This window comes from Sneathiella sp. (assembly GCF_047631475.1).
Taxonomy (GTDB): Bacteria; Pseudomonadota; Alphaproteobacteria; order Sneathiellales; family Sneathiellaceae; genus Sneathiella.
The window spans coordinates 12,108-26,695 of record NZ_JBLHZT010000011.1 but is presented as its reverse complement, the minus strand read 5'-3'; the positions used below and the strand labels follow the sequence as shown (position 1 = coordinate 26,695).

General features: G+C 47.7%; 14 protein-coding genes and 4 tRNA genes. 11 read left to right on the top strand and 7 right to left on the bottom strand.

Going from position 1 to position 14,588, the window contains the following annotated elements:
• The first annotated feature begins 630 nt into the window (after positions 1-630).
• Positions 631-1,344, top strand: a complete 714-nt coding sequence (locus tag ACJAYR_RS06520; protein WP_415235842.1) for a cell wall hydrolase — start codon at positions 631-633, stop codon at positions 1,342-1,344.
• Here ACJAYR_RS06520 and ACJAYR_RS06515 read toward each other — a convergent pair.
• The 7 genes from ACJAYR_RS06515 to rlmB all read right to left on the bottom strand — a co-directional run bounded on the left by ACJAYR_RS06515 (position 1,337) and on the right by rlmB (position 9,333).
• The gene (locus tag ACJAYR_RS06515) at positions 1,337-2,245 is read right to left on the bottom strand and encodes a DMT family transporter (protein WP_415235841.1); all 909 of its coding nucleotides are present in this window, start codon (positions 2,243-2,245) and stop codon (positions 1,337-1,339) included. The two genes, ACJAYR_RS06520 and ACJAYR_RS06515, sit on opposite strands and share 8 nt — an antisense overlap.
• 537 nt (positions 2,246-2,782) lie before the next feature.
• A complete protein-coding gene (gene cueR / locus ACJAYR_RS06510) occupies positions 2,783-3,181 on the bottom strand; it encodes a Cu(I)-responsive transcriptional regulator (protein ID WP_415235840.1) in 399 nt (132 codons plus the stop codon).
• Entirely contained in the window at positions 3,178-5,547 is a 2,370-nt protein-coding gene (locus tag ACJAYR_RS06505) for a heavy metal translocating P-type ATPase (protein ID WP_415235839.1), read from the bottom strand. The genes cueR and ACJAYR_RS06505 overlap by 4 nt, the downstream gene beginning before the upstream one ends.
• Before the next feature lie 83 nt (positions 5,548-5,630).
• On the bottom strand, positions 5,631-7,517 hold the full coding sequence (locus ACJAYR_RS06500) for a response regulator (RefSeq protein WP_415235838.1): 1,887 nt from the start codon (positions 7,515-7,517) through the stop codon (positions 5,631-5,633).
• A gap of 22 nt (positions 7,518-7,539) precedes the next feature.
• Positions 7,540-8,088 carry a molybdopterin-dependent oxidoreductase gene (locus ACJAYR_RS06495; protein WP_415235837.1) on the bottom strand — a complete coding sequence of 183 codons (549 nt, stop codon included), beginning with the start codon at positions 8,086-8,088 and terminating at the stop codon, positions 7,540-7,542.
• A gap of 224 nt (positions 8,089-8,312) precedes the next feature.
• Positions 8,313-8,388 (bottom strand) — tRNA-Thr (locus ACJAYR_RS06490).
• Positions 8,389-8,481: 93 nt separating this feature from the next.
• Positions 8,482-9,333: a 23S rRNA (guanosine(2251)-2'-O)-methyltransferase RlmB gene (gene rlmB, locus ACJAYR_RS06485; protein WP_415235836.1), complete on the bottom strand. Its 852-nt coding sequence runs from the start codon at positions 9,331-9,333 to the stop codon at positions 8,482-8,484.
• Between the two features lie 167 nt (positions 9,334-9,500).
• Here rlmB and ACJAYR_RS06480 point away from each other — a divergent pair.
• The 10 genes from ACJAYR_RS06480 to rplL all read left to right on the top strand — a co-directional run bounded on the left by ACJAYR_RS06480 (position 9,501) and on the right by rplL (position 14,448).
• Positions 9,501-9,585: transfer RNA gene (locus tag ACJAYR_RS06480), tRNA-Tyr, on the top strand.
• A 46-nt stretch (positions 9,586-9,631) separates the two neighbouring features.
• Positions 9,632-9,705: transfer RNA gene (locus ACJAYR_RS06475), tRNA-Gly, on the top strand.
• Positions 9,706-9,811: 106 nt separating this feature from the next.
• Entirely contained in the window at positions 9,812-11,002 is a 1,191-nt protein-coding gene (tuf, locus tag ACJAYR_RS06470; protein ID WP_267177726.1) for an elongation factor Tu, read from the top strand.
• A gap of 101 nt (positions 11,003-11,103) precedes the next feature.
• Positions 11,104-11,179: transfer RNA gene (locus ACJAYR_RS06465), tRNA-Trp, on the top strand.
• Between the two features lie 75 nt (positions 11,180-11,254).
• A complete protein-coding gene (gene secE / locus ACJAYR_RS06460; protein WP_169546501.1) occupies positions 11,255-11,452 on the top strand; it encodes a preprotein translocase subunit SecE in 198 nt (65 codons plus the stop codon).
• A 5-nt stretch (positions 11,453-11,457) separates the two neighbouring features.
• Complete coding sequence (gene nusG / locus ACJAYR_RS06455) at positions 11,458-12,009, top strand: transcription termination/antitermination protein NusG (protein ID WP_169546500.1); 552 nt, start codon at positions 11,458-11,460, stop codon at positions 12,007-12,009.
• A gap of 90 nt (positions 12,010-12,099) precedes the next feature.
• Positions 12,100-12,528: a 50S ribosomal protein L11 gene (gene rplK / locus ACJAYR_RS06450; RefSeq protein WP_169546499.1), complete on the top strand. Its 429-nt coding sequence runs from the start codon at positions 12,100-12,102 to the stop codon at positions 12,526-12,528.
• A gap of 4 nt (positions 12,529-12,532) precedes the next feature.
• Positions 12,533-13,225, top strand: coding sequence for a 50S ribosomal protein L1 (rplA, locus tag ACJAYR_RS06445; protein ID WP_169546498.1), 693 nt, complete (start codon positions 12,533-12,535; stop codon positions 13,223-13,225).
• Positions 13,226-13,499: 274 nt separating this feature from the next.
• A complete protein-coding gene (gene rplJ, locus ACJAYR_RS06440) occupies positions 13,500-14,009 on the top strand; it encodes a 50S ribosomal protein L10 (protein ID WP_169546497.1) in 510 nt (169 codons plus the stop codon).
• Positions 14,010-14,070: 61 nt separating this feature from the next.
• Positions 14,071-14,448, top strand: a complete 378-nt coding sequence (rplL, locus tag ACJAYR_RS06435; RefSeq protein WP_415235835.1) for a 50S ribosomal protein L7/L12 — start codon at positions 14,071-14,073, stop codon at positions 14,446-14,448.
• Positions 14,449-14,588 lie beyond the last annotated feature (140 nt).

The window sequence follows — 14,588 nt, the reverse complement described above, 5'->3', positions numbered from 1 at the left end:
AATAACGATTTGTGAGGTTTTTCTAACCAGACTAAATTCTTTATATAGGTTTATTTTAATATTTCAAAAAACTGTTCTGTTTTTGAAAAAGGGTCCTTGATCGGTCAATAAAGGGGCGAAGAGATGTTGTTTCCGTAACGGCATTGGCCGGTTACTGAGACGGAAAAAGTGCCAAAAACCAAAATTGAACTCAGGAATTTGATTCGAGTTCTGAAAAATCGTGTTGATAGATTAGGAAAAAAATTCATACAATCTTAAGAAATGAAAATTGCCATTTTTTGCCAATTTGCAGTCACATTTACATTGTATGATAACATTGCTTACCTATATGCGGTATAATCCAGCCACTGTCTAAGAGATACAGAGAAGTAGCCCGCGTTTTCGTTATGGTTCTGTATTTGTTGGATTTTTTTATGACTGAACAAAACAGTCTGCGTCAAATGTATGAGTATGCGAGCCGTTCAGGCCGTTGCTTTGGTTAACACGAAACGACAATTAGGTGTTTTTTACCCCATGTTTGGGGGATGAAAGAGTGTCTTCAATTTTGATATGTTAATGAAACCTTAAGAACAGACTTTACGTTGCGCTGTCTTATGGGAATGTATCAAGTTTAGAATCAGGATGAAACGGATGAGCTATTTTTCTGACAGGAGGCCAGCAGTACGTTCTTACAGGACGGGATTGGCACTTGGTATTGTGGCTGTTCTGCTTTTGACGGCGACAAGCTTTTCTCTTTTGTTCCAGTTCGGCGCAGCCGATCGTGAAATCCAGAATAAATATTTGGCCGCAAAATACAGCGCTTCTACGAATTATGAGCTGGAGCGTAAGCTAGCAGAGGTGGACCTGGTTCAAGGCAGTGGTCATAAATATCTGAAAGATCTGGACATGCCCGTCGCCGGGAATGTTGAGGCGACGTTGGAAAATGTCGATTTGTTTGAACGGGTTTTTAGCAAAGATGAACTCTGTTTGACACAGGCTGTGTATTTTGAGGCGCGCGGCGAGCCGTTAATCGGGCAAGTTGCTATCGCCGAGGTTGTCCTTAACCGGGTGGCTGATCGCAAATATCCGGACAATGCCTGTAAGGTTGTGTTTCAAAACAAACATATGCCCAACCGATGCCAGTTCTCATTCGCCTGTGATGGCAAACCTGATCGCCCTAGCGATTTAAACGCATGGGAAAAATCCCTGAAAATTGTCGCGCTTGTGATGGCAGGTGAAAGAAGCGGTGTTGCGAAACGGGCAACACATTATCATGCTTCTTATGTAAGCCCGAACTGGCGGTTGCGTTTGAATAAAGTCGGTGAAATCGGACGTCACATTTTCTATCGGGATCGCATCATTTAATTTTCGATGTTACTGCTTCACTTTTCTTGATCCGTTGTTTGGTTTGTCGCGCCGTATAGAGCGTATGGCATATCAACGTCGAAATGATCAGTGCCCCGCCGATGATTGTTTCCTTTTCGGGCATTTCGTCGATAACGAGCCAAGCCCAGATGGGGCCAAGGAACGTCTCTAAAAGCATGATCAGACTCACTTCCGCGGCTGGAATGTAGCGCGGTCCGATGGTGATTAACCCAAATGAAATTGGCAGGATAATGAAGGCCAATAGAAACAGAATTGAAAAATCCGTGCTGGTGATATCAAAAGGAGCCGCAGCGAGGGGCAATGCGATGGCAGCGATCATCAATCCGCTAATTCCGAGCGATGGAACCATATCAACATTTTTTGCAAGGCGGACTGTCGTTATTTGACTGGCAATGGACAGGGCACAGCAAAATGCGAAAAAATCTCCAATCCTGTTGTCGGACGACAAGTTCCCAAGAAACAAAATACTAATGCCACCGCAACTGATCAAAATGGCAAGCCAAGTGGATCTTAATACAGTTTCTTTTAGAAAGATGCGTGAGATAACAGCAGAACAAAGAGGCGCCGCCGCAATGATCACCAGGGTGTTGGCGACGGTCGTATTGTGAATGGCCAACACAAAAAAGATGGTGCTTGATGTAAAGAAAGCTGCTGCCTGGGCACCGCGCCAGCCCATCCTTTTAAGAATAAATGGAAATTGGCTGCGATAGCGAAGAAGATAAAACCCCAATATCGCTGCGGCGAATAGTAAGCCGCGCCAAAAGAGTAAGGTCCAGCTTTCCAGATTTACCAACCGAACCAGGAGCCCGTCGGGCGTCAGAATAAGAACACCGATAACGGTTAAGAGTGTTCCGAATATTTGAGGAGGCAGGCTTTTCATGAAGGGTCCGATTAGTTCAGAAGAAGGCACTCCTCGCATGTATCTGAATTCCGCTAGATGAGCAAGGCTGACCATTTGATTTAGAGGAACCCTGTAGATGAATAATTAACAGGTAAGGTACGCTTTTTGTCTGGTTGACCGGTAAATGGATCATCCCCCTCAACGGTTTCAGGGGGTGCGGAATAAAGTTCCGGCTCTTAAGTTGCAGTGTTCGCGGAAATCTGATCAGTGCAGTGAGGGAGGCTGCGCAGGAGGTTTAAAAAAGGGGTGCTTAATGATCTGATCCTGACCTCCGGCCATCGAAACGGATCTTGAACCAACAAAGATCGGATCGGGTGCAACCTTGTTATGAATGATAAGGCATCGACTGGAGATGGCGGAAATAGCGGATCGAGCAACCCTGTAACCGCCGTCATCTATGGTCATTTTCGGATCTTGCACAATTACGGATCTTCTGTGGCACCGATTGGGATTTATTTGCTTGTTTCAAACGCCCACCTCTGTATTTCGCCAAGGGGCGCCAGGAATCTGGGGCCTTTAAGCTTCGACGGTATGGCCAGCGATTTCATCCAAAATCGGACAGTCAGGGCGGGCGTCTCCGTGGCAACTGTTTGCTACCCGTTTCAAAAGCCCCTTCATCAGTTCCAGTTCAGCAATTTTTTCTTCGATGGAAGTTATTTTGCTCATTGCCAGAGATTTCACCTCTGCACTGCTTCTGTTTTTATCCAGATACAGCGACAGCAAAACCCGGCATTCTTCAATAGAAAAACCAAGATCCCTTGCCCGCCTGATAAAGCCCAGAAAATGTACGTCTTCGTTTGAGTAATCCCGGTAGCCGTTTTCTGCCCGCCCCGGATTTATGAGCTTGATGTCCTCGTAATAGCGGATTGTCTTTGGCGACAGGCCCGATGCTTTCGCCGCTTTTCCAATATTCATGAGGCCTCCTGATCCTTGATATTTAATGTCCTTAATCTTAATGCATTGGAAATAACGGAAACAGAAGACAGGCTCATCGCCGCTGCCGCGATCATGGGCGACAGCATTGTTCCTGTCAGGGGATACAAGACACCTGCGGCAATTGGAATGCAGATACTATTATAGCCGAAGGCGAGGAACAGATTCTGTTTGATATTATCAACGGTTGCCGTTGAAAGTGCCCGCGCCTTATTGATCGACCGAAGATCTCCTTTCATCAGTGTGATATCCGCGCTTTCAAGTGAAACATCTGCACCGGTGCCCATAGCCAGTCCAATATTAGCTTGCGCAAGGGCCGGGGCATCGTTGATGCCATCGCCAGCCATAGCTACGATATATCCTTCTTCTTGCAGCTCAGAGATGATCGTCTGTTTATCTTCGGGTAAAAGATTTGCCCGATAATCGCTCAGTTCCAGTGTCGCGGCTACGGCAGCAGCTGTCCCTTCATTGTCTCCGGTTGCCATCAGCACTCTGATACCCCTGTTTTGCAACTGCCTAATTGTTGCTTTGGCATGTGGCTTTATCTGATCCTGAAGGGCAATAACACCGGCAAGTCGGGTATTTATTCCCACAAAAATAAGCGTTTTTGCAGGTTCTTGACCCCCAGTTTGACTTTGTTTTTTAAGGAATTCAGAAAGATCGACTTTCTCTTGTTCCATAAAGGCCTGATTACCAACAACGATCTTTTGTTCGCTCAAGAACCCTTTTGCCCCTAACCCGGAAACCGCATCAAATTGGGAAGCTTTTGTAAGGGGCAGATTGCGCGTCTCGGCCTCTTTCAGGATGGCTTTAGCGATTGGATGCTCTGATCCAATTTCCAAACTGGCGGCCTTTTCAAGCAATATGTCTTCGGACCCTGCATCATAAAGATCGATGGTCTCTACAACGGGTTTTCCTTCCGTTAGCGTGCCTGTTTTGTCAATGACCAGAATGTTGGCTTTAGACAAAGTTTCTATTGCTTCGGCATTTCGTATCAGGATGCCCTCAAGCGCACCGCGACCGGTTGCTGACATGATCGACATGGGTGTCGCCAGCCCTAAGGCACACGGGCAAGCAATAATCAGGACAGAAACTGCGGCAATAAGCGCGAAGGCCAAAGTGGGTTCCGGGCCGATAAAAAACCAGATCACAAACGCGAGAACGGCGGACAGGATCACGGCGGGTACAAAAAACGCAGCGACCTTATCCACCAGTTTTTGTATGGGAGCCTGCGAGCGTTGTGCTGCAGAAACCATATCGATGATGGATGCAAGTACCGTTTCAGTTCCTACTTTTTCGGTTCGCATGATAAGGGTGCCTGTGGTGTTAAGCGTGCCACCGATCACAGGATCCCCTACTTTTTTGAGAACGGGAACTGCTTCTCCTGTGAGCATGCTCTCGTCAATTTCTGACTGGCCCTCAATCACGAACCCATCGACAGAAATTTTCTCACCCGGCCGAACGCGTACGTGATCATCAGGAAGAATATGGTCTAGTGGGACGACCCGTTCTGTGCCGTTTTCGTTAACACGGCAAGCGGTTTTGGGCGCAAGCTCGACAAGTGCTTTAATAGCTGCCCCTGTTTGAGTTCGGGCACGTAGCTCCAAAATTTGCCCGATAAAGACAAGCGCAATAATCACCGCCGCTGATTCAAAATAGACGGGCAGCGTTCCATCTGCGCTTTGCAAGGTTACAGGGAACAGGTTCGGTAAAACAACGGCGACCACGCTATAGAGAAATGCCGCGCCAACGCCAATGGCAATCAGCGTCCACATATTCGGGCTTCTATTCTGGATGGAGCTCCAACCCCGTTTGAAGATCGGTAGTCCTGCCCAAAGCACAACCGGAACCGAAAACAGCATTTCGGTCCAAGAGGAGACTTTAGGTCCCAAAAGGGTTTTGACGGGTAGGCCGAGCATTGGTCCCATCGCCAGAATGAGGATAGGAATAGTAAAGGCAACAGCGATTAGAAAACGCCTTGTAAAGTCGACCAGTTCAGGATTAGGCCCGTCCACTGGCGCGCCCATAGGCTCCAGAGCCATACCGCAGAGCGGGCAATCGGTGAATTCATCTCTGATGATTTCAGGGTGCATGGGGCAGGTATACTGGGCAGCCTTGGGCGCATATTGCGCTTTTAATTTGTGGCGGCCGGTGAGGTAAAATTCTGGATCAATATCGAATTTATCGCGGCATCCAATGCTGCAAAAGTGAAAATCCTTGCCCTCAAATGACAGGGACGGTTTACCAGCATTGACGGCAACGGACATCCCGCACACTGGATCGATTTGTACATTCTTTTCATCGGCGGGGCCTGAATGACCGCCACAGCAACTTTCACTCGAAGACATCGGTTTTCTACCTTTAAGCTTTCTGATGTCTCTTACATAAAGCTTCCATCAACTGGAAGGTCAAGAGGCAGTTCCTTTGGCGGTTAATTTGCCGCAGGTGATTCCACACGTGCTTTGTTTAGGGCTTTGTGGATAGCGTGCGCCAATCTGTGCCGTTGAAATGGTTTTGATAAAAGATCGTGATGTGCAGATATCAGTTTCCGTCGTTTGGCAACTTCTGCGGGGTAGCCAGACATAAAAACCACCTTCACGTCCGGATAGATCATGGAAATAGAATCAAAAAACTCCGGTCCGTTCTTGCCATCGGGCAGGACGACGTCACACAAAATGAGCGAAATTTCTTTTTCTTTTTCCAGTATCCGGACTGCCTCGTTCGCATCTTTGGCCGATCGTGTTCGATAGTTTAAAGAGGTTAGAATATTTTCAGCCAGATGACGAACATCTGGTTCATCTTCAACAACAAGGACAAGCTGATTGTCTCCGGTAATCGCTTCTTCGCCATCATTGTTTAAAGGCTGATTGTTTTTTGCGGAGTCTCCTTTAGGGAGGATTAATTCAACAGTCGTCCCTTTACCCGCGTCACTATATAACGTGACAATGCCACCGGATTGGCGAGCGAAGCCATAAATCATCGATAAGCCGAGGCCCGTGCCTTCCCCAACTTTCTTGGTTGTAAAGAACGGCTCGAAAACATGAGGCTGAATATCTTCGGGAATGCCGGTTCCTGTATCGGATACACACAGAATGACATAATCGCCTATTGGTAATTCCGGGTTGGCCTTGTGAAACTGCTCATCGGCGATAAAATTTCTGGTTTGCAGGCGGATTTTACCCCCTTTCGGCATGGCATGACGGGAGTTAATCAACAGATTGATCAGGGCGTTTTCGACCTGACCGGGGTCGGCAACGGCATCCCATAACCCGTCTTCAATCGAAACGTCCAAAGAAATCGTTTCCCCGACAGTGCGTTTTAGCAGCACATAAATATTGGAAATTAGGTCACTGTAATTAAATTGTTGGGGCCGAAGGGGTTGTTGCCGGGAGAAAGCCAGAAGCCTCTGCGTTAATTCCGCGCCTCGTTCGGTGGCTTTCAGAATGGATTTAACCATTTTCTCCAGATCAGAATCGAGTTCATCTTCCAACAATTCAGCGTTGCCTTGAATGATTGCCAAAAAATTATTGAAGTCATGGGCAATGCCGCCGGTCAGCTGGCCAATTGTTTCCATCTTCTGGGCTTGAACGAGCTTTTGTTCAATTTCCTTTCGCTGCTCAATTTCCTCAACAAGAGCCTGATTGGCATCCTGCAGATCTTGGGTTCTGGATTGGATAGTCTCTTCCAAATTTCTGGCCAGGCGATTCAGTTTCTGGTGTTCCCGTCTAAGAATCAAACTAACGAAGAAGCCACTCAACAGCATTCCAGGTAGAAAGATCTGTGCCCAGAAGCCAACATGTTGCAAGTGATCGTGAAGGCTGGCGATCGATCCAGTGCGATATCGGATTGCTTCGGTCGTCACGCTATGGAGGGTCGGAATGAGTGGTCGATACTGAGAAATAAGCCGCTTAATGCGCTCTTTGTCCGTAAAAGGGACATCAACAATCTCTTTTTCGGTGGCTTCCAGAATCGCTAGAAGGTCCGACATGGCTTTCCTTGCACCGGGAAGAGCCAGATAAGTTGCTCCGGCTTTGCCCGATGTATTGGTCGAATGGCGACTCCACAAGATGTCCTGTTGGTTGATGAGCTGCTCACGGGTTACGCTGTTCTCACCCAGTTCAAGTCGATAAAGCGTATCGATAAATTTCAGTAACTCGTAGTCTGTTTGCGAAGTAATTCCGATCAACGTATCTCGGGCGCTGTCTTCAATGCGTTTTGACTCGCTAACCAGAGAGGAAATCATCCAATAGGCTGCACCCGCCATTAGGAACGTTCCTATGATGAGCGACCCATAGAGTATTTTAAGAAAACGGGACATGAATTCTGCCTGCGTAGCCGGATTACTTGATGACGAGCTTTCTCAACTGCCAGATAGATCGAGAGTGATAAACTTCGTTGACAAGTTCAGGATTGGTATTCCACGGGTAGATTATCCATAAGGGGCCTTTGTCCCGGATAGACATCGTATCCCCATTTTTATGATCGGCAACGATCACATCATATTTGACAAAATCCTCCATTGGAATTTCTACCATGTAATCGTTAATGGCAATGGCCTGTACTGTCTTGCCGTCGGCACCCACCAAATCAAGTAAATCCCTGACCAGAACACCTTCGAAAACGGTTCGCCCATCGGTCCAAGGTGTCATAGTGTCAATTTTCGTTCGAGGCAGCGATGTCAGTAGGGATCGGTCAATAAGCGCTTTTGATCCATCAGAGTTGCTTTGGGTGATGTTCCCGCTGATCTCCAGCAAAACAGGTGTGCTTGGTTTTTCCAAAGACGAGGCAGATGAACTGAAAAATACAGTAGCTGCCAGGGCTGAAATCAAAAGAATGAGGTGTTTAAAGAACTGAACCATGTGAAACCTTTTTGTTGAGCGAGGGCTCATAGAATCGCTTAATCAATTTGAAAGCTAGCACTAGGGGCGCCTGAGGGACAATTATAAAAACGGATAATAGGCAAGGTGAGGCGTATTGGATGAGGGCTGTCGTAACCCTGCGATGCATCAGATACTTCTTCGGTCGTGAGGGTCATATGTCTAAAAGAAAGACTGGTTCCGGCAAACAGACGAAAAAAAAACCTGCGCTTTTCAGCGCAGGCTTTTTTGAATTCTGGTGCCGCCACCAGGAGTCGAACCCGGGACCTGATGATTACAAATCAACTGCTCTACCAACTGAGCTATAGCGGCGTTGTGGAGCCGGAAAATAGTCAGCTTGTTACAATTGGGCAAGTAAAAAATTCATTTTTTTTCGAACTTTTTTTAAACCGCAGAAAACTGCCATTAATCGACTTGATTTGCCCGGTTTATTTCGTAAAAAGCAATCGCTGCTGCGTTTGAGACATTCAAACTTTCGATAGAGTCGCTCATCGGAAGTTTGCCGAGGAGGTCACATTTCTCTGACGTTAGCCTTCGAAGGCCTTTTCCCTCTGATCCCAAAACAATGGCGAGCCGGTCTGTTCCTTTCACTGCCTGTTCCAAGGTTTGCGCGGCTGTTCCATCCATTCCGATTCGCCAAAACCCCATTTCAGCAAGTCTGTCCATTGCCCGTGACAAATTACCGACCCGAACCATCGGAACTGTTTCAACGGCGCCGGATGCTGAACGGGCCAGTACCCCGGTTACAGGCGGCGAATGCCGGTCGGGGAGAATTACGGCCGCAATGTTAAAGGCCGCTGCGGACCTTAAAATTGCCCCTACATTATGAGGATCCGTGACTTGATCCAAAATCGCGACAGCTTTCCCGGGGCTGTTGTCGACCAGAGCAACCACATCTTCTATATCAAGTTCCTTAAGAGGGGACGCCATTAAAGCGATGCCTTGATGAATGGCCTGATCTGGCAATAAAGCCCGGATCTCATCGGCGGATACAAGCTCAAGCGCCGGGCTTTTTTGAACACGCTCCTGCATGTCCAATTCCAGCTTGTCCAATTTCGATTTGGTCAGCAGGAGGCGCCTGATTTTCCGATCAGGGTTAGAAAGAGCGGCAAGAACAGCATGGTCTCCATAGAGCCAAGCATCCTTTTGTGAGTTTTGCGGACCAGTTCTCTCTTTTTTTCCCTTTGAAAAGCCCGGTTTTCCGCCCTTTTCAAAAAAATTCGATTTTTGGCCTTTTGGTGGCTTGCGTGTCGTCATGCCCTCGCTTATATTGCGCTTCGCCTCGCGCAACAAGCCAGCTTTTACAGATGGATTGAAAAAAATCGATTTAATTGATTATTTTTCACTTTTTCGGTTGACTTTGTTCGTGAATTTTCGATAGTGCCGCACACCTTACGGCGATGTCGGAAGGTGAAAGTAATACCGGAGGGATGCCTGAGCGGTTAAAAGGGGCGGACTGTAAATCCGCTGGCTATGCCTACGTTGGTTCAAATCCAACTCCCTCCACCATTACTTTACAGTTGCCAGTCTATGGAGAAGATCGGGCGCTGACTATGCGGGTGTAGCTCAATGGTAGAGCAGAAGCCTTCCAAGCTTACGACGAGGGTTCGATTCCCTTCACCCGCTCCAAGCGCCGATCAGCGCTATATAAACCGGATCATGAATTTTGTGATACTGAAGTGCAGCTTCGGTATCTTTGGGCTGTGAGAATTAAATAGTTCAGGACGACAGAGATATGGCCAAAGAAAAGTTTGAGCGTAATAAACCGCACGCGAATATCGGTACTGTTGGTCACGTTGACCACGGTAAAACCACACTGACAGCAGCAATCACGAAAGTTCTTGCTGAGCAGAGCGGTGGCGCCGCATTCGCATTTGATGAAATCGATAAAGCGCCTGAAGAAAAAGCGCGTGGTATCACGATTTCAACAGCACATGTTGAATATGAAACAGAAGGTCGTCACTATGCTCACGTTGACTGTCCAGGTCACGCTGACTATGTGAAAAACATGATCACTGGTGCCGCGCAGATGGATGGTGGTATCCTTGTTGTGTCAGCCGCTGACGGACCAATGCCACAGACTCGCGAGCATATCCTGCTTGCTCGTCAGGTTGGTGTTCCAGCCCTTGTTGTTTTCATGAACAAAGTTGACCAGGTCGACGACGAAGAGCTTCTTGAGCTTGTTGAAATGGAAATTCGTGAGCTTCTGAGCGAATACGACTTCCCAGGCGACGATATTCCGATTGTTAAAGGGTCTGCTCTTGCGGCACTTGAAGGTCGTGATGACGAAATCGGCAAGAACGCTATTTTGGAACTGATGCAGGCAGTTGATGACTACATCCCACTTCCAGAGCGTGATGTTGACAAGCCATTCCTGATGCCAATTGAGGACGTGTTCTCAATTTCCGGTCGCGGTACTGTTGTAACAGGCCGGATCGAAAGCGGTGTTGTTAAGGTTGGTGAAGAGATCGAAATCATCGGTATCAAAGACACTGTCAAAACAACATGCACAGGCGTTGAAATGTTCCGCAAGCTGCTCGATCAGGGTGAAGCTGGCGATAACGTTGGTGTTCTGCTTCGTGGTACGAAACGTGAAGATGTTGAGCGTGGTCAGGTTCTGGCGCATCCAGGAACGATTACACCGCACACAAAATTCACAGCAGAAGCTTACATTCTGACGAAAGATGAAGGTGGTCGTCACACACCATTCTTCACAAACTATCGTCCACAGTTCTACTTCCGTACTACGGACGTAACCGGTGTTGTGACATTGCCAGAAGGGACCGAAATGGTCATGCCTGGTGATAACATCAAAGTGGATGTTGAATTGATTGCTCCGATCGCTATGGATGCAGGTCTGCGTTTCGCTATTCGCGAAGGTGGACGGACAGTCGGCGCCGGCGTCGTCTCATCTATCGTCGAGTAAATTCGTTTCTTCTGACGAAATTTCTGATTTCGTCAGACTAGAGAATTGGCATTGAGCCGTCGGGAAAATTTTCGGCGGCTCTATGTGCCAGTACAGACCGCAGGAGTGTAGCTCAATTGGTAGAGCACCGGTCTCCAAAACCGGGGGTTGGGGGTTCGATCCCCTCCACTCCTGCCAGTCTGGTTGATCTCTGGAAAGAAATCCTGTATACCGCCGGGTCACCCGGTTGTTGAAAACTGATTTGAGGAAAGAATGGCAAAGGTAACTCCAGGTGCTTTTATCCGCCAAGTGCGGCAAGAGGCTTCCAAGGTAACGTGGCCAACTCGCAAAGAGACAATGATCACCACTGGTATGGTGTTCGTTATGGTCTTTCTTGCGTCGATTTTCTTCTTTGCCGTGGATACAGGTATTCAGGCAATTGTTAAGCTTATTCTGGAAGCGGGAGCCTGATTGGTATGTCTGAGACTGAACGCAAGCCCAGAAAACGTTGGTATATTATTCACGCATATTCCGGTTTTGAGAAAAAAGTTGCTCAAGCTGTGAAAGAGCAGGCTATCCTGAAAGGGATGGCTGACAAGTTTGAAGATGTTCTGGTTCCTGTCGAGGAAGTTGTAGAAGTGCGCCGCGGTCAAAAAGTGAGTGCTGAGCGCAAATTCTTCCCCGGCTATGTCTTGGCAAATATGGAAATGAACGATGAGACCTATCACCTTGTGAAGAATCTTCCCAAGGTTACAGGCTTTTTGGGCAACCAGAACAAACCGCAGCCAATTTCTGAGAAAGAGGCGATGTCGGTTCTGAACCAGGTTCAGGAAGGGATCGAACGTCCGAAACCATCTGTTACATTTGAAATCGGCGAAGAAGTCCGCGTCAGTGACGGTCCTTTTGCAACCTTTATGGGGGTTGTTGAAGAGGTGGATGAAGATAAAGCCAAGTTGAAAGTGTCCGTTTCAATCTTTGGTCGATCCACCCCGGTAGAGCTCGATTATTCTCAAGTTGAGAAAAGTTAAGAATTAGAATTTTGTCGTAATGGTGCGACAGAGTTGCGGAAGGCCTGCCATGGCCGCACCGCAGACCCTTAAAATTGAATAGGGAAGAAAATGGCAAAGAAGATACAAGGCTATATTAAGCTGCAGGTCCCAGCGGGACAGGCAAATCCTTCACCACCGATTGGTCCAGCTTTGGGTCAGCAGGGTGTGAATATTATGGAATTCTGTAAAGCATTTAATGCTGCGACGGGTAGTATGGAAGGCGGCATGCCGATCCCTACTGTGATCACAGTCTTTGCTGACCGGTCTTTCACATTTATTACTAAAACGCCACCAGCCTCTTATTTCCTTAAGAAGGCAGCAGGTCAGAAAAAAGGTGGTAGCACACCTGGCCGTGATGTTGCAGCGACAGTTACTTTGGCTCAGGTCAAAGAAATCGCTGAAGCGAAAATGGTTGACCTCAATGCAAATGATATCGAAGCCGCGATGGAAATCATCAAAGGCTCTGCCCGTTCAATGGGCTATGCGGTAGAGGGCTGAAGACATGGCGAAATTGACTAAAAGACAAAAAGTTGCAGCAGACGCTATCGATTCTGAGAAGCTCTATGCACTGAACGAAGCTGTAGAACTGGTTAAATCCAACGCAACTTCCAAATTCGACGAAACCGTCGAAATCGCAATGAACCTGGGTGTTGACCCACGTCATGCTGATCAGATGGTTCGTGGCGTTATTCAGCTGCCTAATGGTACTGGTAAATCTGTTCGTGTTGCTGTGTTCGCACGGGGCGATAAGGCCGACGAAGCGAAAGCTGCCGGTGCTGAACTCGTTGGTGCTGAAGATCTGATGGAAATCATTCAGGGCGGCAACATGGATTTCGATCGTTGTATCGCAACTCCAGACATGATGGCTGTTGTTGGCCGTCTTGGTAAGGTACTCGGCCCACGTGGTCTGATGCCAAATCCAAAACTGGGTACAGTTACACCAAACGTTGCGGACGCTGTTAAAGCGGCCAAAGGCGGTCAGGTTGAATTCCGTGCTGAGAAAACCGGTATTGTTCACGCAGGTGTTGGTAAATCAAGCTTTACAGCAGATGCACTGAACGAAAATATCAAAGCCTTTGTTGCAGCGGTTGTTAAAGCCAAACCAGCAGGCGCTAAAGGTCAGTATCTGAAAAGGATGGCATTGAGTTCCACTATGGGCCCAGGTGTCAAAGTAGAAATTAGCGAACTTTCATAAGTTTGCTTTAAAGGATTTGCCGCTTTTGCGGCAGATGCCTGAGCCTGCTAGTCAGGCTCAGCTGTCCAAGACCGTAGGTGTTCAGGTTCCTTTTTAGGGGCTCGAATTTAAAAACGAATGTTGCCTGCATAGACAGGGAAGCTACAAATTCGCTGCTTGTCAGCAATTCAGGTGGACCTGGGACAGTAAAACGGATTTGACCCATTTGGGCCGAATTCTTTTTTAACCGGGATGTTTACCATTTAGGTGACATTTCATTTACTGGAGACGACGAGTGGACCGATCGCAAAAAGAAGCTCTGGTTGCCGAAATGAGCGGTGTCTTTGCCAACGCTGGCGTAGTTGTTGTTGCAGAATACAGTGGCCTCACTGTAGCAGAAATGACAGCCATGCGTGTAAAGATGCGCGAAGCAGGCGCCAACTTCAAAGTGACGAAAAATCGGCTTACACGTCTCGCTCTTGATGGCACGGACTATGGTTCTCTTGCCGACAAGCTGAAAGGCCCAGTCGGTATTGCATATTCTGAGGATCCTGTAGTAGCCCCTAAGGTTGTTACAGAATTCGCAAAAGGGAATGACAAGTTTGTTGTTATTGGTGGTGCAATGGGTGCAACTGAACTTGATGCTGATGGCATTAAGTCTCTTGCAAGCCTTCCATCTCTCGACGAACTTCGTGGAAAACTTGTTGGTCTTGTTCAGGCTCCAGCGACGAAAATCGCAGGCGTTCTACAAGCACCAGCTGGACAGTTGGCCCGTGTCCTGTCGGCGAAAGCCGAACAGGGTTAGATGTAAAAGCCAGTTATTTATTTATTGAAAACCTAACGGTTTACCTGAGGAGAATAGTACAATGGCCGATCTCGAAAAGATTGCCGAAGACCTTTCCGCACTTACAGTGCTGGAAGCTGCAGAACTTGCAACACTTCTAGAAGAAAAATGGGGCGTTTCTGCCGCAGCACCAGTTGCTGTTGCTGCTGCTCCAGGTGCTGGTGGCGGCGAAGCTGCTGCAGCTGAAAAAGACGAGTTCGACGTTATTCTGACTGCCGCTGGCGAGAAGAAAATTAACGTGATTAAAGAAGTCCGCGCCATCACTGGCCTGGGTCTGAAAGAAGCCAAAGAACTGGTTGAAGGCGCACCGAAGCCAGTTAAAGAAGGCGCTTCTAAAGACGAAGCAGCTAAACTTAAAGAACAGCTCGAAGGTGCTGGTGCTTCTGTTGAACTTAAATAAGTTCAACATTGCCAGCGATCAGCTGATCGTTAAATAAGCCGGGGAAGGTGGCATTTGCTGCCTTCCCCGCAACCGCTTTTGAAAACAGAGCGGCACAATCTGACGGGATTTTAAACACGTGACCGGCACCAATGGTCTGA

What these genes read in the sequence shown, in the direction of transcription:
- cueR (WP_415235840.1), bottom strand. Translation starts at nt 3,181, where the DNA reads ATGAATATTGGAAAAGCGGCGAAAGCATCGGGCCTGTCGCCAAAGACA.
- ACJAYR_RS06505 (WP_415235839.1), bottom strand. Translation starts at nt 5,547, where the DNA reads ATGTCTTCGAGTGAAAGTTGCTGTGGCGGTCATTCAGGCCCCGCCGAT.
- ACJAYR_RS06500 (WP_415235838.1), bottom strand. Translation starts at nt 7,517, where the DNA reads ATGTCCCGTTTTCTTAAAATACTCTATGGGTCGCTCATCATAGGAACG.
- ACJAYR_RS06520 (WP_415235842.1), top strand. Translation starts at nt 631, where the DNA reads ATGAGCTATTTTTCTGACAGGAGGCCAGCAGTACGTTCTTACAGGACG.
- ACJAYR_RS06515 (WP_415235841.1), bottom strand. Translation starts at nt 2,245, where the DNA reads ATGAAAAGCCTGCCTCCTCAAATATTCGGAACACTCTTAACCGTTATC.
- nusG (WP_169546500.1), top strand. Translation starts at nt 11,458, where the DNA reads ATGTCTGAGACTGAACGCAAGCCCAGAAAACGTTGGTATATTATTCAC.
- rplL (WP_415235835.1), top strand. Translation starts at nt 14,071, where the DNA reads ATGGCCGATCTCGAAAAGATTGCCGAAGACCTTTCCGCACTTACAGTG.
- secE (WP_169546501.1), top strand. Translation starts at nt 11,255, where the DNA reads ATGGCAAAGGTAACTCCAGGTGCTTTTATCCGCCAAGTGCGGCAAGAG.
- rplK (WP_169546499.1), top strand. Translation starts at nt 12,100, where the DNA reads ATGGCAAAGAAGATACAAGGCTATATTAAGCTGCAGGTCCCAGCGGGA.
- ACJAYR_RS06495 (WP_415235837.1), bottom strand. Translation starts at nt 8,088, where the DNA reads ATGAGCCCTCGCTCAACAAAAAGGTTTCACATGGTTCAGTTCTTTAAA.
- rplA (WP_169546498.1), top strand. Translation starts at nt 12,533, where the DNA reads ATGGCGAAATTGACTAAAAGACAAAAAGTTGCAGCAGACGCTATCGAT.
- tuf (WP_267177726.1), top strand. Translation starts at nt 9,812, where the DNA reads ATGGCCAAAGAAAAGTTTGAGCGTAATAAACCGCACGCGAATATCGGT.
- rlmB (WP_415235836.1), bottom strand. Translation starts at nt 9,333, where the DNA reads ATGACGACACGCAAGCCACCAAAAGGCCAAAAATCGAATTTTTTTGAA.